The sequence below is a fragment of the Acinetobacter indicus genome, assembly GCF_009914475.1.
GTDB lineage: Bacteria > Pseudomonadota > Gammaproteobacteria > Pseudomonadales > Moraxellaceae > Acinetobacter > Acinetobacter indicus.
This window is the reverse complement of record NZ_CP045198.1, coordinates 1,900,372-1,921,550: the sequence shown is the minus strand read 5'-3', so window position 1 is coordinate 1,921,550 and position 21,179 is coordinate 1,900,372. Positions and strand designations below refer to the sequence as shown.

At 43.8% G+C, this 21,179-nt stretch carries 16 protein-coding genes and 1 tRNA gene; 8 read left to right on the top strand and 9 right to left on the bottom strand.

Going from position 1 to position 21,179, the window contains the following annotated elements:
- Positions 1–8: 8 nt before the first annotated feature.
- From secD to tgt, 3 genes are all read right to left on the bottom strand, one after another.
- Positions 9–1,910 (bottom strand): protein translocase subunit SecD, encoded by a 1,902-nt coding sequence (secD, locus tag GA693_RS09525; protein ID WP_016658621.1) that lies wholly within the window; start codon positions 1,908–1,910, stop codon positions 9–11.
- A gap of 53 nt (positions 1,911–1,963) precedes the next feature.
- Positions 1,964–2,293, bottom strand: a complete 330-nt coding sequence (yajC, locus tag GA693_RS09520) for a preprotein translocase subunit YajC (RefSeq protein ID WP_005180065.1) — start codon at positions 2,291–2,293, stop codon at positions 1,964–1,966.
- A gap of 102 nt (positions 2,294–2,395) precedes the next feature.
- Positions 2,396–3,526 carry a tRNA guanosine(34) transglycosylase Tgt gene (tgt, locus tag GA693_RS09515; RefSeq protein ID WP_160240991.1) on the bottom strand — a complete coding sequence of 377 codons (1,131 nt, stop codon included), beginning with the start codon at positions 3,524–3,526 and terminating at the stop codon, positions 2,396–2,398.
- Positions 3,527–3,889: 363 nt separating this feature from the next.
- On the opposite strand from tgt, the gene GA693_RS09510 reads away from it, so the two are divergent.
- Entirely contained in the window at positions 3,890–4,840 is a 951-nt protein-coding gene (locus GA693_RS09510) for a sensor domain-containing diguanylate cyclase (RefSeq protein ID WP_160240992.1), read from the top strand.
- Positions 4,841–4,902: 62 nt separating this feature from the next.
- On the opposite strand, the gene GA693_RS09505 is transcribed toward GA693_RS09510, so the two are convergent.
- The 3 genes from GA693_RS09505 to queA are packed head-to-tail and all read right to left on the bottom strand — an operon-like array spanning position 4,903 to position 7,583.
- A complete protein-coding gene (locus GA693_RS09505) occupies positions 4,903–5,469 on the bottom strand; it encodes a LemA family protein (protein WP_075174849.1) in 567 nt (188 codons plus the stop codon).
- 22 nt (positions 5,470–5,491) lie between these two features.
- A complete protein-coding gene (locus GA693_RS09500) occupies positions 5,492–6,520 on the bottom strand; it encodes a hypothetical protein (protein WP_160240993.1) in 1,029 nt (342 codons plus the stop codon).
- A gap of 25 nt (positions 6,521–6,545) precedes the next feature.
- Positions 6,546–7,583: a tRNA preQ1(34) S-adenosylmethionine ribosyltransferase-isomerase QueA gene (queA, locus tag GA693_RS09495; protein ID WP_160240994.1), complete on the bottom strand. Its 1,038-nt coding sequence runs from the start codon at positions 7,581–7,583 to the stop codon at positions 6,546–6,548.
- 179 nt (positions 7,584–7,762) lie between these two features.
- Here queA and GA693_RS09490 point away from each other — a divergent pair.
- A tRNA-Leu gene (locus GA693_RS09490) sits at positions 7,763–7,849 on the top strand.
- Positions 7,850–8,381: 532 nt separating this feature from the next.
- On the opposite strand, the gene GA693_RS09485 is transcribed toward GA693_RS09490, so the two are convergent.
- Positions 8,382–10,619, bottom strand: coding sequence for an NADP-dependent isocitrate dehydrogenase (locus GA693_RS09485; RefSeq protein WP_005180056.1), 2,238 nt, complete (start codon positions 10,617–10,619; stop codon positions 8,382–8,384).
- A gap of 778 nt (positions 10,620–11,397) precedes the next feature.
- Here GA693_RS09485 and GA693_RS09480 point away from each other — a divergent pair.
- The 3 genes from GA693_RS09480 to GA693_RS09470 all read left to right on the top strand — a co-directional run bounded on the left by GA693_RS09480 (position 11,398) and on the right by GA693_RS09470 (position 16,449).
- Positions 11,398–12,672 carry a GAF domain-containing sensor histidine kinase gene (locus GA693_RS09480; RefSeq protein WP_160240995.1) on the top strand — a complete coding sequence of 425 codons (1,275 nt, stop codon included), beginning with the start codon at positions 11,398–11,400 and terminating at the stop codon, positions 12,670–12,672.
- Between the two features lie 75 nt (positions 12,673–12,747).
- Positions 12,748–15,498 (top strand): bifunctional [glutamate--ammonia ligase]-adenylyl-L-tyrosine phosphorylase/[glutamate--ammonia-ligase] adenylyltransferase, encoded by a 2,751-nt coding sequence (glnE, locus tag GA693_RS09475; protein ID WP_160240996.1) that lies wholly within the window; start codon positions 12,748–12,750, stop codon positions 15,496–15,498.
- Between the two features lie 24 nt (positions 15,499–15,522).
- Complete coding sequence (locus GA693_RS09470) at positions 15,523–16,449, top strand: branched-chain amino acid transaminase (protein WP_075174843.1); 927 nt, start codon at positions 15,523–15,525, stop codon at positions 16,447–16,449.
- A gap of 58 nt (positions 16,450–16,507) precedes the next feature.
- Here GA693_RS09470 and GA693_RS09465 read toward each other — a convergent pair whose 3' ends face one another.
- The gene (locus GA693_RS09465) at positions 16,508–17,677 is read right to left on the bottom strand and encodes a nucleotide sugar dehydrogenase (RefSeq protein WP_160240997.1); all 1,170 of its coding nucleotides are present in this window, start codon (positions 17,675–17,677) and stop codon (positions 16,508–16,510) included.
- 162 nt (positions 17,678–17,839) lie between these two features.
- Here GA693_RS09465 and GA693_RS09460 point away from each other — a divergent pair, with 162 nt between their 5' ends.
- Together GA693_RS09460 and GA693_RS09455 are read left to right on the top strand one after the other, a co-directional pair.
- Complete coding sequence (locus GA693_RS09460; protein ID WP_075174841.1) at positions 17,840–18,610, top strand: glycosyltransferase; 771 nt, start codon at positions 17,840–17,842, stop codon at positions 18,608–18,610.
- An 87-nt stretch (positions 18,611–18,697) separates the two neighbouring features.
- Complete coding sequence (locus tag GA693_RS09455) at positions 18,698–19,510, top strand: glycosyltransferase family 25 protein (RefSeq protein ID WP_104484481.1); 813 nt, start codon at positions 18,698–18,700, stop codon at positions 19,508–19,510.
- Between the two features lie 45 nt (positions 19,511–19,555).
- On the opposite strand, the gene GA693_RS09450 is transcribed toward GA693_RS09455, so the two are convergent.
- The gene (locus tag GA693_RS09450; protein WP_104484482.1) at positions 19,556–20,248 is read right to left on the bottom strand and encodes a glycosyltransferase; all 693 of its coding nucleotides are present in this window, start codon (positions 20,246–20,248) and stop codon (positions 19,556–19,558) included.
- 177 nt (positions 20,249–20,425) lie between these two features.
- Here GA693_RS09450 and GA693_RS09445 point away from each other — a divergent pair, with 177 nt between their 5' ends.
- Positions 20,426–21,178 carry a glycosyltransferase family A protein gene (locus GA693_RS09445; RefSeq protein ID WP_252726054.1) on the top strand — a complete coding sequence of 251 codons (753 nt, stop codon included), beginning with the start codon at positions 20,426–20,428 and terminating at the stop codon, positions 21,176–21,178.
- The last annotated feature ends 1 nt before the right edge of the window (position 21,179 follow it).

Below are 21,179 nucleotides of genomic sequence, written 5' to 3'. Positions count from 1 at the left end.
CGATCTCCTTAAATGCTCAACTTTTTCAGGTTACGGCGTTTGCCATAAATGATCTGTACAATCGCACGGGTTACGGTAATGGCCGTAAACATCGAGCAGACAATACCAATCATTAAGGTCACGGCGAAGCCTTTAATCGGGCCGGTACCAATTGCGAACAGAATAAACGCCACCAGGAAGGTGGTTAAGTTCGAGTCGAAAATGGTGTTATAGGCCCGGTCATAACCGGCTACAATGGCCTGTTTTGGTGAGGCTCCCCATTTGATTTCTTCCCGTATTCGCTCACAGATCAGGACGTTGGCATCGACCGCCATACCAATGGTAATCACGATACCGGCAATACCCGGTAAGGTTAAAGAAGCACCAATCCATGACATCACTGTCAGGATCATCGCCAGGTTAAACACCAGCGCGAAGTTGGCAATCACACCAAACAGACGGAAGAACACCACCATCCAGATCGCAACCAGAATAAAACCGATCTGGGTCGAGGTTACGCCCTTGTCGATATTTTCCTGACCCAGACTAGGACCAATCACACGTTCTTCAACGAAGTACATTGGCGCAGCCAGGGCACCGGCACGTAGCATTAATGCCAGTTCAGCCGCTTCTTGCGGTGAATCCAGACCGGTAATCCGGAACTGTGAACCCAACACTGCCTGAATGGTCGCGGCGTTGATCACTACAGATTCTGTATATGGGGTACGCACTTCAGTCTGGACGCCGGTTTCCGGATCGGTCACATAGCTGATGCGCTGCTTGTTCTCAATGAACAGAACCGCCATACGTTTACCGACCGCATTACGGGTCGCGTCTGCCATCAGCTTACCGCCTGCAGAGTCGAGGGTAATATTTACCTCGGCACCGCCAGTATCCTGACTAAAGCCACTCGATGCATTCTGTACGCGCTCACCGGTTAAAATACGGCTACGGTTCAGCAGCAACTGACGGCCACTGTCGAGCGATTCAAAGGCAAAGGCTTCAGTGCCCGGTGGTAAGGTCTGGCTGCTGAGCTGACCGGTATACGGGTCAATATGCTGATCATTCAGATCAGAGACCAGACGGAATTCCAGGTTCGCAGTACGACCCAGAACACGCTTGGCTTCAGCGGTATCCTGTACACCCGGCAATTCCACCACAATACGGTTGCTGCCTTGGGTTTGGACCAGCGCTTCGGCCACACCTAACTCGTTAATACGGTTACGTAGCGTGGTCAAGTTCTGGTTCACGGCATAGGATTCAATTTCCTGCTTGCGCGTGTCGGTATAGGTCAGGCGCAACATGGCACCATCTGTGGTGGCCAGTGCCTGCTGGTTAAACTCGTTGCCGTTACGGCGCAAGAAGTCCATTACGGCTGAGCGGTCATCATTGTTGGCGAACTGCACGGTAATGGTGTTGTTATTCAAAGACAGGCTGTTGAATTTCAGCTTGTTGTCGCGCAGTTGGCGACGCAGGTCAGTCGCAGAGGTTTCCATGCGCTGGCTGATGGCCTTGTCCATATCCACTTCCAGCAGGAAGTGAACACCACCACGCAAGTCCAGACCCAGTTTCATTGGCTTGGCGCCAATTTTCTGTAGCCATTCAGGAGTGGTTGGCGCCAGGTTGAGGGCCACGACATAATCATCACCCAAGCCCTGACGTAATGCATCTTTGGCTTTAAGCTGTGCTTCGCTTGAGTCCAGACGCAACAGGGCTGCGTTATTGGTAAAGCTGTTGTCATGGCTGGCAATATTTTCTGATTTTAGAATTTGCTCTGCTTTTTGTACGATGCTTTGGTCAATTTGGGTACCGGCTTTGGCCCCAGAAATCTGAACCGCAGGTTCATCTGGATACAAACTTGGCAGGGCATATAATGTACTCACCACCAGAACCACAAGGATGAGTAGATATTTCCATGCTGGGTAACGCATTTAATTTTCTTCTTAAAATGAAAAAGTCGTGCGGGCGCACGACTAATTTTTGATTAAAGGTTGTTTAATGTGCCTTCAGGCAGAACTGAAATCACACTGGCACGCTGAATTTTTACTTCTACGCCGCGGTTCAGTTCAACCACTGCAAAATCACCTTCAAGTTTGGTGATTTTACCCATCAGGCCACCAGCAAACACCACTTCGCTGCCTACGCCCAGGCTGTCGATCAGGGCGCGGTGTTCTTTGGCACGTTTTGATTGCGGGCGCCAAATCAGGAAGTAGAAAATTGCAATAAATACTGCAATCATCAAAAGGTTAGCAACCATGCTTGGTTGTTGTGCAGCTTCACCTGCTGCGTGAGCAGTAGAAATAAAAAGGCTCATTTCATTTTCCTAAACTAAAAACTGGAATCAATAACATTGATAATAAATTGACTTGTTCTGCAATTTACCCTGTCTTTTTCTTCAGCGCAAATACTGAAAAGATTAATCTTGCGGACAAGGCGGCACATCCAGACCGCGACGGGCGTAAAAGTCCTGTACAAAGTCATCAAAAGTGCCATTGTCCAAGGCATTACGGATATCTTGGGTAAAGCGTTGGTAATAGCGCAGGTTATGGATGGTACCGAGCATTGAACCGAGCATCTCGCCGCATTTTTCCAGATGGAACAGGTAGGCGCGGGTAAAGTTCTTGCAGGTATAGCAGTCACAGTGCGGATCGAGCGGGCTCTGGTCATGACGGTATTTACTGTTACGAATCCGTACCAGACCATCGGTCACGAAATAATGACCATTACGGGCATTACGGGTTGGCATTACGCAGTCAAACATATCGACACCGCGGCGAATCCCTTCCACGATATCTTCCGGTTTGCCGACACCCATCAGGTAACGTGGTTTATCTTCCGGCATTTTGTTCGGCAGATAATCCAGTACCTTGATCATTTCTTCTTTTGGTTCACCGACTGACAGACCGCCAATGGCATAACCATCAAAACCGACTTCTAGCAGACCATTTAAAGACTCATCACGTAAATCTTCATACATCCCGCCCTGAATAATCCCGAACAGGGCATTTTTATTTGCAAGGACATTGTGATGATGTTCTTTACAGCGTTTGGCCCAGCGTAACGACAGCTGTAAAGATTTCTGTGCTTCTTCATGGGTCGCTGGATACGGCGTACATTCATCAAAAATCATGACGATGTCTGAGTTCAGAACCTTCTGGATTTCCATGGAAATTTCTGGAGAAAGGAATACTTTGGAGCCGTCAATCGGTGAACGGAAAGTAACGCCTTCTTCTTTAATCTTGCGCATGGCACCCAGACTAAAGACCTGGAAACCGCCAGAATCGGTCAGAATCGGCTTGTCCCATTTCATGAATTCGTGCAGGCCACCATGTTCTTTAATGACATCCAGACCCGGACGCAAATACAGATGGAAGGTGTTGCCTAAAATAATTTGTGCTTGAATGTCTTCAATATCACGCGGGAGCATGCCCTTAACGGTGCCATAGGTGCCGACAGGCATAAACACAGGGGTTTCCACCACACCATGTTCAAGAGTTAAACGACCACGACGGGCGCGCCCCGACTGACCTAATTTCTCAAACTTCATATATGTTCCAAATCAAGGCGAAAAAACAGTTCGCTGATTGTTCATGCTAAAAGTGGACTATTTTCCTAGATTATGCACGGAATTACCAGTTGAGATACGTTTTCCTTGGTAAAAATTACGAGTGAATCTTTTGCTCAAATTCATTGTGCTTATATGGCGTAAATTTCTGAATATGCGGGTAATTTCTTCTTTATTGGTTTACTTTATTTTGATTTTATATTGTGAGTAAGTTTTATTTATTTTTGCTCAACTACATGGTTGTGTCAAAGCTGAAGAAGAAAATGTCAATAAGACAGAACAAATTGTAGTCAAAGCTCACTTAAGTTGTTACATTGTAATTAAAATAAATTCATAGGGTGGGCTATGAGTGAAATAAACAGTGCATTAAAAGAAGCCCAATTCTATAAAACGCTTTTGGAAACCACGAATGCAATTCCCTGGCAGATTAACTGGAAAACCAAAGCTTTTAGCTACATCGGTCCACAAATTGAGCTTTTACTGGGTTGGACGCAAGACAGTTGGAAAACTGCACAAGATTGGATTGATCGGATGCATCCTGAAGATCGAGATAAGACCGTAAATATGTGTGTGAGTTTGTCTGATCAAGGTACAGACCACGAAGCTGATTATCGTGCCTTAACCGCTACAGGAGATTATGTCTGGATTCGTGATGTGGTGCATGTGATTCGTGAAAATGATGAAACTGTAGCGATTATCGGGTTTATGTTTGATATTTCTGCACGTAAACAGATGGAGTTGGAACTCGAAGCATTGAGTCGTAAAAATCTGGCTTTGAGCTTACAAGACCCGCTGACCTTGGTTGCTAATCGAAAGGCGCTCAGCGAGTGTATAGAGAATGAATTTAAACGAGCTTCACGTCATCAACATGCCTTGTCTATGCTGTTTATCGACATCGACCATTTTAAGCCTTATAACGACAATTATGGGCATTTGCAGGGTGATCACTGTTTGATTAGCGTGGCGCAGTTGCTTAAACAACACTTTGCGCGTGCATCTGACTTTGTGGCTCGCTTTGGTGGTGAAGAATTCGTGGTGCTATTGCCTGAAACGCCGCTGGCAGATGCCGTGCAACTTGCTGAAAACTTTAGGCAGGCAGTATATGCACTGGAAATTCCACATACCAAGACGGGGGAAATCACCCAAGTCACTGTGAGTATTGGCGCAAATAGCTATCATCAAAATCAGCAGTATCACAATGTGGTCGATTTTCTGCATTCAGCCGATGAATTATTGTATTTGGCAAAAAATAAGGGGCGTAATCAGGTGCAGTATCTGACACAGTCAAGTGTTTAGTTGAAATCTGAAAAAAACAGCAAGCTTCGTGCTTGCTGTTTTATTGACCTATCAAAAATAACTTAAAAGTTTGGACGATAATCAAAACTTTGCGCTGCACTGTTATCACGAAAAGCGCGCACTGGTTTTTTGGCTGTGGTTGCCGTATTGATCATGTTGTTAGGAAAGACCTGAATATAATTATTAAATAGTTCGACATTGCGGTTATAAATAGTAATTGCAGCACCGACATTTTCATTCTGCTCATCAATTTCATGCATCATTTTTAAATACAGTTGATCGGCTTTTAACTCAGGATAATTTTCGACCACCACATTCAAGCTGCGCATCAATTCTTTGCTTAAGGCTTCAACACGTTGTAATTGATGAACATCAGCATTGGTGATGTTTAGGTTCATAATATTTTGACGCAGTTCAGTCACTTTTTCTAAAGTACCTTTTTCCATGCCTGCATATTGTTCGACCACTGGCGCAAGTTCTTCGAGTGTTTTTAATTTCTGTCGTTCAAAACTTGTCACATCTGCCCAAGCGCGGATAGTAGCGTTGTGGTGGCGTACGATATTGTTACGAATCATGATACCTAGAATCACCAATATGATAACAACCAAAAGAAAAATTGCGATACCCATGCTTTGCCCCAAGATGATTTTCTTAGTCTAGAAAATCGACCAGATCTGTCTGTAATTGTTCTAAATAAGGTAATTTAAAAGTGCGTAAGTGTCCACGCAATGCGGAAATATCTTGAATATTTTTTGCTCTACTGGAAATTTCAAACAGGTTGCGATTGCCTAAAAAACACAGCGTGTTACGCTCAGGGTGAAATAACAAATCACCTTGTTGATGCTGAAAAAAATCATCTAGTTTTAACACCATTGCAGGGCTGAGCGTACGCGCCAGTTGAATTGCATCACTACCAAAAAAATTGAGTTTTTGATTTAGACAAATATCACTGGTATGCCACGGCACATGATAAGGCGCACCAAAGGATTTATTGTTTGAGGTCACTGCTAAACCTTGTAGTTGCACATCAAAGACAAATACGCCCGATAAATAGCGCACGACTTCACGAACTTTGTAGTCATTGCCATTTTGATCTTTAATGCGGGTTTCGCTGACATAGCGATATTCAAACACCAAAACCTGATGCTGCTTGCCTTGTTCATCTTGCCAAACAGTACTGGCGTAACGGCGAATTTCATTAGACAGATTCCCTAAATTAAATAAGGGAAACAGACTTTTTAAATGAGCAATCAAATAAACGGGTTGTAAGGTGCGGGAAAGATGTTGCGGCGGTTGCTGCCATGCCAGTTGATAGCGTTGCGCAATGCTTTCCTGTTCTAAAAAAGTGATAACTTCTTCAATGGGGTCGTCTTGCTCATAGGTAATAAATGCCCAAAAAATACAGACTACACCAATCAGTAAACAAAATTGCAGCCAAATATTGCTCGGTTGAATCAAGAGCAATAAGCAGAACAACACCCCTATAATACCAAGCAAAATAGGCAAAACATTTTCAAACTTGAGGGTGATGTCATCTTGCCAAGGGTGCAAACCATCCAAAATTTCTTGATGGCTTTGCGCTTTTTTTCCTATATCCCATAACCGAGCGATATTGCGAAATACCCGCTGATTCTTCTTACGTCGAATATGAATGGAGTGTTTCACGGTATCGAGCGGCATGGCGATATCTTTTACAGTTTGAAAATTAAGACTGAGCTTGATCAATCAGCATGGCATCGCCATAACTAAAGAAACGATAGCGTTCAGCCACAGCATGTTGATACGCCCGCATGACATTTTCACGACTCGATAGGGCCGACACCAGCATCAGCAGGGTTGATTCAGGCAGGTGGAAGTTGGTGATTAGACGGTCTACCACTTTAAATTTATAGCCCGGATAAATGAAAATCTGAGTATCACCGGTCCAGGCCGCCAGTGTGCCGCCGTGTGCCTGTGCTGCACTTTCGACTGCACGGGTGGCCGTGGTGCCAACTGAAATGACTTTATTGCCACGTGCTTTGGCCTGCTGGATCATCTCCACAGCGGCGGCTGGTACATCACACCATTCGCTGTGCATGATATGGTTTTCAATATCAGTAGTACGTACCGGCAGGAAGGTTCCAGCACCGACGTGCAAGGTTACAAAGGTTTTTTGAATGCCTTTGGCTTCAAGCTTGGCCAGCAGTTCGGCATCAAAATGCAGGCTGGCAGTCGGGGCAGCGACACTGGCCAGTTTGGTCGGATCATTAAATACGGTTTGATAGCGCTCGGTATCAATCGCTTCTGCTTCACGGTTAAAGTAGGGTGGAATAGGTAGGGCACCGTAGCGATCCAGTACTTCTAGAATAGGCTGGGAAAACTCGACAATAAACAGGTTCTCATGCCGGCCTTGTACCGTGACTTTTACTTCATCTGGACCAATGAAGAGTTCAGCACCGGCTTTTGGTGAATTGCTGGCTTTAATATGGCAATGCGCAATAAACTGATCTTGCATGCGTTCAACCAGCACTTCCACAGCGCCGCCGGTAGCACGTTTACCTTTCAGGCGGGCTTTCATGACTTTGGTGTCATTTAAGACCAGCACGTCGCCAGCTTCAAGTAAATTGACAATATCGGTAAATTGATGGTCTTGATACTGACCTTCGGCATTGACATGCAGCAGACGCGAGGCGCTGCGCTGTTCCAGCGGGTAACGGGCAATCAGTTCATCAGGGAGATCGAAATTAAAATCAGAAAGTTGCATGGTTAAATAAATGCGCAAAACAATAACAGGATTGGGCGTAGTATATGCGTTTTTCGGTTTTATCGCTGAAATTGCCTAATTATAAGACAAAAAAAATCGGGTTGATTTATTTTTAAACAAATATGGGGGACGAGCGTTGACAAGCGGGTGAAAAAGTTTATTATACGCATCAACACCTTCCCGAGGTGGTGAAATTGGTAGACGCGGCGGACTCAAAATCCGCTGTCAGAGATGACGTGTCGGTTCGAGTCCGACCCTCGGGACCACAGATTTTAAAGAACCCCAAGCATATTCAGACTTGGGGTTTTTTATTGCCTCAAATTTATGGATAGCTATCTCATATCGCTTTGTTATTCGATACTGTATTTACAATCAAAAAATAAATGACTAATCGAGTATTTTGATCAATCCTGATTGCATATTTTAAGTTTCCTCCATAGCCGGTAAGACTCTAGGAAAATTTGTCGATGTGTTTTCCCTGTTTGATGTGAGTCCTCTTTTAGTTGAAGATATTCTGCGTAGTCCATGGTGACAGATACTTGTTTGCTTTTGCCAATATTAATTTCAATTTTTTGCATATAACAGGTGCTTGTTCAAAACGAGTAATAAGCATAATTTAAAATTGTAATTTCTATTGTAGGTTATTGAATACCAATGAGTTCACGTACGTACGCATGAAATATTTAAAGAGGGAAAATAGGTATTGGTTCAGCTTGTAATGAGTAGTGAGATAAAAAAACCGGCGCCTTAGCACCGGTTTTTTTATGAGTTGACTAACAAAGGTCAGTCAAATCCAGTTTAAGCTTGTAATGAAGCCAGCGTTGCATTCAAGGTTTCGCTTGGACGCATCACGGCATTTACTTTCGCTTGATCTACCGCGTAGTAACCGCCGATATCTACTGATTTGCCTTGGACTTCTGCAAGTTCAGCCACGATTTTCTCTTCATTTGCAGCTAAAGCTTGTGCAAGTGGAGCAAATTTCGCTTTCAGTTCAGCATCTTCGTCTTGTGCAGCAAGTTCTTCTGCCCAGAATTTTGCCAGGTAGAAGTGGCTGCCACGGTTGTCCAGCTCGCCAGTACGACGTGATGGAGATTTGTCGTTGTCCAGCAGTTTGCCTGTTGCAGCATCTAAAGTCTTCGCCAGAAGTTTCGCTTTCGCGTTGTCTTCTTTAATGCCAAGCTCTTCTAGAGATACCGCCAGTGCCAGGAACTCACCTAAAGAATCCCAACGTAAGTGGTTTTCTTCAACTAGCTGTTGTACGTGTTTTGGTGCAGAACCACCGGCACCTGTTTCGTACATACCGCCACCAGCCATTAACGGTACGATTGACAGCATTTTCGCAGATGTACCTAGTTCCATAATTGGGAACAGGTCAGTCAGGTAGTCACGTAAGATGTTACCGGTTACAGAAATGGTATCCAGGCCACGAGCAACGCGCTCAAGCGTATAACGCATTGCACGGACTTGTGACATGATCTGGATGTCTAAACCGTCTGTATCGTGATCTTTCAGGTATTTTTGTACTTTCTTGATCAGTTCATTTTCGTGTGGACGGTACGGGTCTAACCAGAAGATGGCTGGCATACCAGAGTTACGTGCACGTGTAACAGCCAGTTTCACCCAGTCGCGGATTGGTGCGTCTTTCACCTGACACATACGCCAGATGTCGCCTTCTTCCACGTTTTGAGACATCAACACTTCACCTGTTTCCAGATCCGTGATGTTGGCAACACCCGCTTCAGGAATTTCGAAAGTCTTGTCGTGTGAACCGTATTCTTCCGCTTTTTGCGCCATCAGACCAACGTTAGGCACAGTACCCATGGTACGTGGGTCGAAGTTACCATTCCATTTACAGAAGTTGATCATTTCCTGGTAAATACGCGCGAAAGTCGATTCTGGCATTACTGCTTTACAGTCGTAAGGCTTGCCGTCAGCACCCCACATTTTACCGCCAGAACGGATCATTGCTGGCATAGATGCGTCAACAATTACGTCGTTCGGAGAGTGGAAGTTAGTGATGCCTTTTGCAGAATCCACCATCGCCAGTGCAGGACGGTGTTCTTGACACGCGTGCAGGTCTTCGATGATTTCTTCACGTAAAGAAGTTGGCAGGGTTTCGATCTTCTCGTAAAGACCGGCCATACCATTATTGACATTAATGCCTAACTCGTCGAACAGTTTGCCATGTTTTTCGAAAGCATCTTTGTAGTAAATTTTCACACAGTGACCGAATACGATCGGGTGTGAAACTTTCATCATGGTCGCTTTTACGTGTAAAGAGAACAGGATGCCGGCTTCTTTACAGTCATCCAATTCTTTTTCATAGAAGTCGCAAAGCGCTTTTTTGCTCATGAACATCGAGTCGATGATTTCACCGTCTTGCAGCGCAACTTTTGGCTTCAGAACAATGGTTTCACCTGACTTGGTGATCAGTTCCATTTTCACGTTACGCGCGCGGTCTAAAGTCATGGACTTTTCGCCATGGTAGAAGTCGCCTTCGTCCATGTGAGAAACGTGAGTTTGTGACCACTGTTTCCACTCGCTCATTGAGTGCGGGTTTTTCTTCGCGTAGTTCTTTACTGCAGTTGGTGCGCGACGGTCAGAGTTACCTTCACGTAATACCGGGTTTACTGCAGAGCCCAGGCATTTGCCATAACGGGTCTTGATTGCCTTTTCTTCCTCAGTGGTCGGGTTTTCAGGGTAATCAGGAACCGCATAGCCTTTAGACTGAAGTTCTTTGATACATGCAGTCAACTGAGCAACAGAAGCACTGATGTTTGGAAGTTTGATGATGTTCGTATCTGGATCTTGTGTAAGACGACCTAGCTCTGCGAGGTTGTCAGTGACCTTTTGCTCGTCGGTGAGGTAGTCAGAAAATTCTGCGAGCACGCGTGCGGCCACGGAGATGTCACTTTTAACGATCTCTACGCCGGCCGGCTTAGTAAAGGTCTCAATAATCGGCAGCAGCGAATAAGTCGCCAGTAATGGCGCCTCGTCAGTCAGTGTGTAAATGATGGTTGACTTTCCACCAGCCATATATAGCCCCTTGCGTTGATTGAGTTTTGAGGGGGTGAAAGTGATGAATCAGCCCCTGCGAACCGGTTTGCTTAAGTAAAACCTTGAGAGTATCGACCCTCAAGCCTTTTCAGTCAACGTAATATCCGTGATAACGACATTTCGCTGAAAAATGATGCATTTTAATTCGTGATATTTGTGCCTGATTTGAATCCACACTTGCCTGTTTGGGGAAGAAAAACACTCAAAGAGCCGCCTTTTTTCCTTCAAACTCGATCATTCCATCCAGCACATCTGCGTATTAGATTTGAATGATTAACCTGATTTTTTCAATACCAATAAGACAGATTGATCATGTGATGATGATTCACTGATCAGGCGGATATATTATCGTCCAAAAACATGAACAGAAGATGTAAAACTAAAGTAACGGGGTAAACCCATTATCCGGTGAAAATTGACCCGGAAATTCCCTTAAAAATCCGATGAATTTACAGAAATCATACCTATCATAACACTGAAAAAAGTGTATAAAATGTGCCAATTTATTTTTAACCAAAATCAGTTAATAGCTTGCTGTTTAAAAAGAGATAAACAAAAAGTAGTGAATTTATTTAATAAATGTAATGAAAACATACCTTTTTTTAAAATTTTTTCAGGTTACAAATTAATGAAGGAGTTTGGTTTATTCTTTTGGGTTTGGTGTTATATTCTCTGTTAAAGTTTGTTAACCGGGCTGAGCAATCGGCTTTAAAAATGGCCTAAATATTCTATAAGAATGGATCTCGGATGAGCAGATATGAAGTTGCAGTTGCTTGAAATAGGTTCAGAAACTGAACAGCTGAGTGCATGCAGGTTGTCTCTGTTATTGGGGGTATTTACTGCCACCAATCAGATTGAGCGTTTTTTATCATCTGCCCGTAAAATTTTAGGGGTAGAGCGTTCCGCACTGGCCTTCGAGGGCGAACCCTATTTATGGTATGCCCATCAGGACTGTTTTAAAGCCTTTATTGCACCCGATCATATCCAGATTGTCGAACTGTTTGATGGTCAGGACTGCATTCATACCGAGCATCCTCACTATATACAACTGGTTGAGCGTATTAGCTCTTTAGGTGTAGAAGCAAAACGCTTTATGGCCTTTGATCTGAAAATGTCCGATGGTCGCTCTATTGGACAGATCCTGTTTTTCGACCAGAACGAGCAGCCTTTTTCGCTGCAGGCGATTGAAATTCTCAGTGATCTGGCCACCAATTTGGTGAATTATCTGGAGTTAAAAGCCGACCATGCCGAGCTAAAAGAAATGTATGAGCAGCAGGCCGCGCTGAATTTCAGTAAAACCAAATTTTTCCAGATTATTGCGCATGACTTAAGAGCGCCGTTTCATGGCTTGCTCGGTTTTTCCGAAGTTCTGGCACAAGAACGCGAAACGCTAGATGATTCCAGTGTGCAGAATATTGCCGACTATTTATATGATACTGCGCAATCGACCTATAACCTGCTGGAAAGCCTGTTGAATTGGGCCATGGCAGAGGGCGGCCGCTTTATCTATCATCCAATTAACTTCAAGCTGCAACAGTCATCGAAAATTGTCTGCGATGTGCTGAACAGTCTGGCGGTGAAAAAGAATATTCAGCTGATTAACCAGATTGATGATGATATTAAAGTCTATGCCGACATTAATATGATTACTTCGGTTATCCAGAACCTGGTGTCGAATGCGCTGAAATTCACCCCGATAGATGGTACCGGCAAGGTGACTTTACGCGCCGAACAGGCAGATGATGGCGTACACATCTATATTCAGGATACTGGTCTGGGCATGAGCCAGTCGCAAATGGAACAGCTGTTCCAGGCAGCGGTTACAGCCAGTAGCAAAGGTACAGCCGGTGAAAAAGGTACTGGTCTGGGCTTAGTATTGTGTAAACGTTTTGTCGACCTGAACAAAGGCGAAATTGTGGTGGAATCCAATGAAGGCGAAGGAACCACCTTTATTGTGACCTTGCCGCAGGCCACCAGCGCGCATCAGGCTTTAATGCCGGAAGATATACAGTTCGAAAAAGTAAAAATGTAGAAAACGCAATTTTCTTTTCCCCTCTAGCCAGACTCCTGATATAACTAGAAAAAATAGTCAGCTTTGGGTGTGTGAATGAATACGGAACAATTGCGCAAAACCTTAGGTGCCAGTCAATATGCAGAACAGGTATTGGCCAAGCACCAACCCCTCTTAGAACAAGATTATGCAGTTGACCGGTTTTTAACCCCTTTAAGCACCCAGCAGATTCAGCACACCGTGCAAATAACCTTGCAGGATATTCAGGATGAAGCCGAGTGGATGCGTAGTCTGCGGATTTTACGTGCCCGGCTGATGTTTCGCTGGATCTGGCAAGATGCCAACCAGTTAACCGATGTGGTCACCCTGACCCGTGAACTGTCCGATTTTGCTGATGTCTGTGTAACAGCAGCAAAAGATTTTGCCCGGGCTCCCTTGGTGGCCAAGCATGGCGAGCCGGTAGGCTATAATGGCAAGGTGCAGGACTTGATCGTAATTGCCATGGGTAAACATGGTGCGCAGGAACTGAATTTATCCAGCGATATTGACCTGATTTTTGCCTTCGATGAGCAGGGCGAAACCAACGGCCGTAAATGTATTGATGTGCAGCAGTTCTGTATTTTATGGGGACAGAAACTGATTTATCTGCTCGACCATATCACCGCCGATGGCTTTGTGTTCCGGGTCGATATGCGCCTGCGTCCCTGGGGCGATGGTTCGGCCCTAGCGATTAGCCATGTGGCGCTGGAAAAATATTTAAGCCAGCACGGCCGTGAATGGGAACGCTATGCCTGGATCAAGGCACGCATTGTCACCGGAGGCAAAGAAGGGGATGAACTGCTGGAGATGACCCGGCCGTTCGTATTCCGCAAATATGTCGATTACACCGCCTTTGAAGCCATGCGTGAAATGAAGGCCATGATTGAGCGCGAAGTGCAGCGCCGTCATCTGGAAGATGATATTAAACTTGGTGCTGGCGGAATTCGTGAAGTCGAATTTATTGTGCAGGTGTTTCAGTTGATTTATGGCGGGTCCAAGCTGGAGCTACAAGACCGGCAATGTCTGGTCAGCCTGAATCATCTGGATGAAGCTGAATTGCTGGACAGCAAAGCTGTGGCCGAACTGGAAGATGCCTATTTATTTCTGCGCCGGGTTGAACATGCGATTCAGGCGCTGAATGACCAGCAAACCCAGTCCTTACCGACCGAGCCAGAATTGCGTCAGCGTTTGATTAGTACTTTAGGCTTTGCGAGCTGGCCGGATTTTATGGCTTTTCTGGATGAAAAGCGTGCCAAGGTTATCTACCAGTTTGAGCATTTAATTAAAGAAAAAGAACCAGACCCGCTGGTCGAAAGCTTTAGCCAGTTGGAACAGCGCCTGAATGAGGTGCTGGATGATCAGGCTAAAAATCTGGTGCATGAATTCTGGTATGGACATGCGCTGAAAAAATTACCGGCCAAAGCGGTGCAGCGTCTGAAAACCTTCTGGCCGCATCTGGTTGAAGCGGTGTTGCAGTCAGATATGCCACAAGTCGCGCTGGTGCGACTGATGCCGCTGGTGGAATCGGTAATGCGCCGTACCGTGTATCTGGTGATGCTGATTGAAAGCAAAGGCGCATTGCAACGTCTGGTAAAAATGGCCACCGTCAGTCCATGGATTTGTGAAGAGCTGACCCATTATCCGGTGTTGCTAGATGAATTTCTGTCGATGGATTTTGAATTGCCGAAACGTCAGGATCTGGAAGATTCCTTGCGTCAGCAATTGCTGCGGATTGAGGTCGATCAGGTCGAAGACCAGATGCGGGTACTGCGCCTGTTTAAAAAATCCAATGTACTGGCAGTGGCAGCCAGTGATGTACTGGCCGAAAGTCCGCTGATGAAAGTCTCTGATGCGCTCACCGATATTGCTGAAGTGTCAGTCAATGCTGCCTTGCATCTGGCTTATCAGATTACCGCGAAAAAGCATGGCTTCCCGCTGGATGCTGAAGGCCAGCGCTGTACGCTGGATCATATGGCTTTTACCGTGATTGGTTATGGCAAGGTAGGCGGGATTGAACTCGGTTATGGCTCAGATCTGGATCTGGTCTTTATTCATTATATGGATGAGCAGGCCGATACCGACGGGCTCAAACCCATCAGCGGTTTTGAGTTTGCGATGCGGGTGGGGCAAAAGTTTGTGTCATTGATGACCACTCAGACTTTAGATGGCCGCGTTTATGAAGTCGATACCCGGTTACGTCCGTCTGGGGAAGCAGGATTACTGGTCACCAGCCTGAAAGCCTTTGAGCATTATCAGCTAAAAAGTGCCTGGCTGTGGGAGCATCAGGCGCTGGTACGCGCGCGCAGTATTGCCGGTGAACGCTGCCTTCGGGACAAGTTTGAACAGCTACGCTGCCGGATTTTGACCCAGCCGCGTGAACAGGCGCATGTGCGTGCCGAAGTGCTGAAAATGCGCCAGAAGATGAAAGACCATCTCGGTTCATCAAATGAGCAAAAAAAAGATGGAATTTTTCATTTAAAACAGGATGCAGGTGGTATCGTTGATATCGAATTTATGGCACAGTATGCGGTGTTAGCGTGGAGTGGGACGAATAAAGATCTCGCCCATTACTCCGACAATGTACGAATCCTTGAGGATGCCGCAAAGACAGGTTGCTTATCCAGCAACGATGCGACTGCTCTGATTCAAGCTTATCTCCGTGAACGCGCAGAGAGCCACCGCTTAGCCCTTGCAAATCAATCCATGCAAGTGTCTGCAAGCGACTGGCACGATACCCGAATGACCGTTTGCAAGTTATGGCAAAGACTGATTGATCCAGCTGCAGCATTTGCGCTGGAGAGTGAATAATTGTGAAAAATTGGAGTTTATGGCATGAATTTGGCTGATCGTGATGGTTTTATTTGGCAAGATGGACAACTGGTTGACTGGCGTGAGGCCAAAACTCACGTGTTGACCCATACCCTGCATTACAGCATGGGTGTGTTTGAAGGTGTCCGTGCCTATGAAACCCCGAATGGAACGGCTATTTTCCGTCTAAAAGAGCACACAAAGCGTTTGTTAAATTCTGCAAAAATTTATCAAATGAAAGTGCCGTTTGATCAGGCAACTTTAGAGCAAGCACAAATTGATGTGGTGCGTGAAAATAAACTGGCATCTTGCTATTTACGTCCAATCATCTTTATTGGTTCTGAAAAACTCGGTATTGCGGCAACAGACAACACTATTCATGCCGTGGTTGCAGCGTGGAGCTGGGGTGCTTACCTGGGTGAAGAGGCAATGGCGAAGGGTATTCGCGTAAAAACCTCATCATTTACCCACCATCATCCAAACGTGACCATGTGTAAAGCCAAAGCGTCTGGTAACTATACGCTGTCGATTCTGGCCCATCAGGAAGTGGCGCATTCAGGTTATGACGAAGCGATGCTGCTGGATCCACAAGGTTATGTGTGTCAAGGTTCGGGCGAAAACGTATTCCTGGTTAAAGATGGTGTGATTCATACCCCAGATATCGCTGGTGGTGCGCTGGATGGGATTACCCGTCAATCGATTATTACCATTGCTAAAGACTTGGGTTATGAGGTGGTTGAGCGCCGTATTACTCGTGATGAATTCTATATTGCCGATGAAGCCTTCTTTACGGGTACGGCTGCAGAAGTAACGCCTATCCGTGAATACGATGACCGTCAGATTGGTGAAGGTGTCCGTGGTCCAATCACCACGCAAATCCAGAAAGCCTACTTTGATGCAGTGCAGGGCAAAGATCCGAAATATGCACACTGGTTAACTTATGTAAAATAAGTGCAAACTGTAAAAAAGGACTCAGCTGAGTCCTTTTTTATTGGCTGGGAAAATGTTCTTAATCATCCATACCAAAAATATCGCGGCTATAGACTTTTTCCAGCACATCCGCCAGCTCATCGGATTGACGGTTGGCAACAATCACATCGCTATAGTGTTTAAATTCATTCAGATCCTGCATAACTTTGGAGTGAAAGAATTCATCTTCCTGCAAGGTCGGCTCGTAAATCACCACTTCCACGCCACGGCCTTTGATGCGTTTCATCACCCCCTGAATGGCCGATGCTCTAAAGTTATCGGAACCACTTTTCATGACCAGACGGTAAATACCGACCACTTTCGGGTTGCGTTGCAGGACGGACTGGGCAATAAAATCTTTACGGGTGGCATTGGCATCGACAATGGCCTGAATTAAATTGCTCGGTACATTGTGATAGTTGGCCAGCAACTGTTTGGTGTCCTTGGGTAGGCAGTAGCCGCCGTAGCCAAAGGACGGATTGTTATAATATTTGCCAATCCGCTGATCCAGACAGACGCCGTCAATAATCTGTCGGGTATCCAGCTGAAACAGCTGTGCATAGGTGTCCAGTTCATTGAAATAGGCCACGCGCATAGCCAGATAGGTGTTGGCAAACAGCTTGATGGCTTCGGCTTCGGTGGAACCGGTAAAAAGTACCGGGCAGTCTTTTTTGATGGCGCCTTCGAGTAGCATATCGGCAAACAGTCGGGCACGCTCCGACTGTTCTCCGACAATAATCCGTGAGGGATACAGGTTGTCGTGTAGGGCTTTGCCTTCACGTAAAAACTCCGGTGAAAAAATGATGTTGCCGCTGCGATATTTCTGTTTGATTTTTTCAGTAAATCCGACCGGAACGGTGGATTTGATGATCATGGTGGCGCAGGGATTAATTGACAGTACATCCTGAATCACGCTTTCAACACTGTCGGTATTAAAATAATTGGTCTGCGGGTCGTAATCGGTAGGCGTGGCGATAATCACATAATCAGCATCCTGATAGGCATCGGCCTGATGCAGGGTGGCTTTAAAATTCAGGTCTTTATTTTTCAGGAAGTCACTAATTTCAGGGTCTTGTAGGGGAGAAATGCCATAATTCAGCAGTTCGACTTTTTCAGGAATGATATCGAGCGCCACCACTTCATGCTGCTGCGCAAAAATCATGGCATTGGAAAGGCCAACATAGCCGGTACCGACAATACTAATTTTCATAATCTATTGTTGTTCTGCGATGAGTTCTAATCTGCATCTTGAATGTGCAAGTTCGATGACGCTTTTCTGACAGTTATTTTGCAGTGGCTTTTCTTTGCAGCCATTCTGCTAATTTGTAACTCTGTGATATGATGGCGCCATTGCTCAGGTGGATCATGCGGCATGGCTTTACATGAAACAGAGATGAACTCTCAATCTTCTTTAATGCAGGAACAGAATGTTGTTCTGTGCATGAAATGGGGAACCAAATACGGTTCGGAATACGTTAACCGTTTGTACAATATGGTCAAACGCCATACCACAGTCGACTTTAAAATGGTCTGCCTGACTGACCGTACTGAAGGCATTAATCCGGAAGTAGAATGTTTTCCGATCCCGCCTTTAGCTTTACCAGAAGGGGCGCCTGAGCGTGGCTGGAACAAGCTGTCGACGTTTGAGCCAGATTTATATGGCTTGACAGGCAATGCGCTATTCCTGGATTTAGATGTGGTCATTGTCGACAATATCGACGCATTTTTTACCCATCCGGGTGATTTTCTGATTATTCATGACTGGAAACGTCCATGGCGAATTACCGGCAACAGTTCGGTTTATCGTTTTAAACTGGGAGCTTTCCCGGGATTATTGCCGTATTTCCGTGAGCATTTTGATGAGATCCGTCAGAAGTTCCGTAATGAGCAGGCGTATTTGTCTTGGTATGTCGATCAGGAGAAAAAATTAAGCTACTGGCCAGAGAGCTGGTGTAAAAGTTATAAATATCATTGTCTGCAAAAGATTCCGATGGCCTATTTTAAGCCGCCAGTGAAACCGGAAGGTGCCAAAATTATTATTTTCCATGGCGAAATTAATCCACCAGATGCAATTCATGGCGGTGGGGGAAAATGGTATCGCTATGTGTTGCCGTCGGATTGGATTAAAGAGGCTTGGCAGTAAGTACACATGACTGAAAATAGCGAAGTGTCACGTGTTTGACGCGTTCAATTTTATAAAATGATATTCATTGTTTTAAGGTTTTAATAGATGCGTGTTTTTGTAATTAATCTACCTCAGTCAGAAGACCGTCGTGTATTCCAACAGCAGCAGCTAGAACGATTGAACTTGCCTTATCAAGTGCTTGATGCAGTATCTGTTCATGATATTTCTGAAGATCAATACGGTAAAGAGGCATTTGGTTGGCAGCGTCCATTAAAAAAAGTAGAGTTGGCCTGTTTTCTCAGTCATGTAAAAGCTTGGAATATGGTATGGAACAGTAATGAACCTGCTTTAATTATTGAAGATGATGCAGTGTTGGTAGAAGACATTGCAACACTTTTACATGATATTGAGCGACAATTTTTAAGTTTAGATCCAGAACTGATTAACTTAGAAGTACGGAGCCGAAAAAAAATTTTAAGCAAAAGACCATTGTTTAAGCTTAATAATGGTTATCAATTATTATCGTTATTTCAAGAGCGTACGGGAACTGGCGGGTATATCTTATTTCCCGCTGGTGCGCGTAAATTATTAGATAAAGCACAATCTCATCCTGCTGCTACTGCAGATGCATTTATTTTTAGTACCTACCAATTAAAGGCTTTTCAAGTTGAACCAGCAGCCTTGATTCAAGAGGATCAACTGGAGGCCTATGGTTTGGGGGGGAATAAAGGTTTTGTGTCAACGATTGGCCGGTCGGAGCACTTTAAACCTGAATATAGGTCGACTGCAGATAAAATTGGCTTTAAAAGTAGGCGGATGATTGGGCAGTTTAAAATGGCATATCGCTATTTGTCCGTGATTTTGAAGGCGACTAAGCGTTATGTGGCACTTGATAAAGCGAAATTTAAAATAAAATAAAAGATATTTTCAGCTCTGACCTTGGTGGGAAAGAGCTGATGTATTTTAGCCAAAAATTTTTCTTTTCCACTTTTGTAACCAATTTTTGGGTGGGGGATTGGCAATACTACATTCTTCGCCAATATGGTGACAAATGCCATCTTCAAGGAATAGGGCGTATCGGTTTTGTTTTCTGAACATACGTGAAATATGACGCTCTTTTTTATAATTTGAAAAGCCACCGTCTAAACTTTTCCAGAGTTCAATTGATACAATATGAGGGTTAAAAGTAAAAGCATGCCATTGGTCATGTAGTGGATCTAAGCGTACGACATTGAGTGGGTCTTGCTGTATAAATTTAATTTTTGAAATTTCATGATCGGTAAAATCAAAATCAGTCCATTTTCTTAAGCATAGCAGCGTTGCATTTTTATCATTTTCTAAGCTTTGAATACAGGTGTCGATATCTAAAGCTTGATCGAATAGCCAATCATCTTCGCAATGTAAAATATAAGGTGTTTTTACTTGTGCATACATAGTATCAACGGCTTTATGATGACCAACTTGTTCTGGTAGGAGAATAAGTTGACCATGAGGGCAAAGTTGCTTAAACATTGCATTTGTAGGTTCATCGCGAAAGTCATTGATTGCGATAATATGTTTAAAATCTACTTTGTTTAACAAGCTTTCTAAAGTTTGGCGAAGTAATTCTGGGCGTTTGCCAATCGTTAGACATAGCGTGATTTCTTTTTTACTCAAAGTTCGAATTCCAAGTGACAATTAGAAAAATTATAACTTATAATAGTTGTGAGAAAAATCATAGTTATATTTTGTGTAAAAGGTTTTTAGAGGTGTGAGTTGGACAGCCCATTTTTATATATAATGTTACCTACATTTAATAGACCGGAATTGGTTCTAAGGTCTGTTAAATCAGTAATGAATCAGAAATATGAAAACTATAAGTTAATTATTTTTAATGATGGTTCGACTAAAAGCTATTCTGATTTGGAGAATCTTATTGAAGGTGTTGATAATATTGAATATATTAAGAGTCATAATGTTGGAGTAAATAAGTCTCGGAATATTATTCTGGATAAAATTTTTTCAGAAAATTTTAATATTAGTAACAGTTATTTTTTTACTTTAAGTGATGATGATTATTTAAGTGAAGATAGCTTGGCTATAATATCAGAGAGTATAAGTAAAATAAAAGGTATATGGTATTGTTTTAATTGTGAATCTCTTTCAGGTCATCTTTTTAAAAATAGTGATTTTGAGAGTTATGAAGTATTAAGTTATAATAAATTTTATAATAATTATAAGGGTGATAAGCATTTTGTTTTTAAACTAGATGCTTTTAAAAAAATAAGATATCCAGAGAAATTTTTTAAAAATGGTTATGAACATATTTTTTATTATCAAATACCATTTAATATTCAAATAATTCCTAAAAAGGTTAAAGTAATAGAGTATTATGATGATGGTTTATCTCTATCAGATTTATATGAAAATAAACATACCTTTAGAATTTTAATAAAACAAATTAGATCTGCTCCTAATAAGTTTGTTTTCTATAAGATGTTGATGAAACATATATTTTTACCTAAGGATATTATTAAAAATCTAATATCTAAAGACAAATATTATGATTTAAAGCGAAAGCTTGGTTTAAAGGTGCGAGATAGGTAGC

What these genes read in the sequence shown, in the direction of transcription:
- secD (WP_016658621.1), bottom strand. Translation starts at nt 1,910, where the DNA reads ATGCGTTACCCAGCATGGAAATATCTACTCATCCTTGTGGTTCTGGTG.
- yajC (WP_005180065.1), bottom strand. Translation starts at nt 2,293, where the DNA reads ATGAGCCTTTTTATTTCTACTGCTCACGCAGCAGGTGAAGCTGCACAA.
- tgt (WP_160240991.1), bottom strand. Translation starts at nt 3,526, where the DNA reads ATGAAGTTTGAGAAATTAGGTCAGTCGGGGCGCGCCCGTCGTGGTCGT.
- GA693_RS09510 (WP_160240992.1), top strand. Translation starts at nt 3,890, where the DNA reads ATGAGTGAAATAAACAGTGCATTAAAAGAAGCCCAATTCTATAAAACG.
- GA693_RS09505 (WP_075174849.1), bottom strand. Translation starts at nt 5,469, where the DNA reads ATGGGTATCGCAATTTTTCTTTTGGTTGTTATCATATTGGTGATTCTA.
- GA693_RS09500 (WP_160240993.1), bottom strand. Translation starts at nt 6,520, where the DNA reads ATGCCGCTCGATACCGTGAAACACTCCATTCATATTCGACGTAAGAAG.
- queA (WP_160240994.1), bottom strand. Translation starts at nt 7,583, where the DNA reads ATGCAACTTTCTGATTTTAATTTCGATCTCCCTGATGAACTGATTGCC.
- GA693_RS09485 (WP_005180056.1), bottom strand. Translation starts at nt 10,619, where the DNA reads ATGGCTGGTGGAAAGTCAACCATCATTTACACACTGACTGACGAGGCG.
- GA693_RS09480 (WP_160240995.1), top strand. Translation starts at nt 11,398, where the DNA reads ATGAAGTTGCAGTTGCTTGAAATAGGTTCAGAAACTGAACAGCTGAGT.
- glnE (WP_160240996.1), top strand. Translation starts at nt 12,748, where the DNA reads ATGAATACGGAACAATTGCGCAAAACCTTAGGTGCCAGTCAATATGCA.
- GA693_RS09470 (WP_075174843.1), top strand. Translation starts at nt 15,523, where the DNA reads ATGAATTTGGCTGATCGTGATGGTTTTATTTGGCAAGATGGACAACTG.
- GA693_RS09465 (WP_160240997.1), bottom strand. Translation starts at nt 17,677, where the DNA reads ATGAAAATTAGTATTGTCGGTACCGGCTATGTTGGCCTTTCCAATGCC.
- GA693_RS09460 (WP_075174841.1), top strand. Translation starts at nt 17,840, where the DNA reads ATGGCTTTACATGAAACAGAGATGAACTCTCAATCTTCTTTAATGCAG.
- GA693_RS09455 (WP_104484481.1), top strand. Translation starts at nt 18,698, where the DNA reads ATGCGTGTTTTTGTAATTAATCTACCTCAGTCAGAAGACCGTCGTGTA.
- GA693_RS09445 (WP_252726054.1), top strand. Translation starts at nt 20,426, where the DNA reads ATGAATCAGAAATATGAAAACTATAAGTTAATTATTTTTAATGATGGT.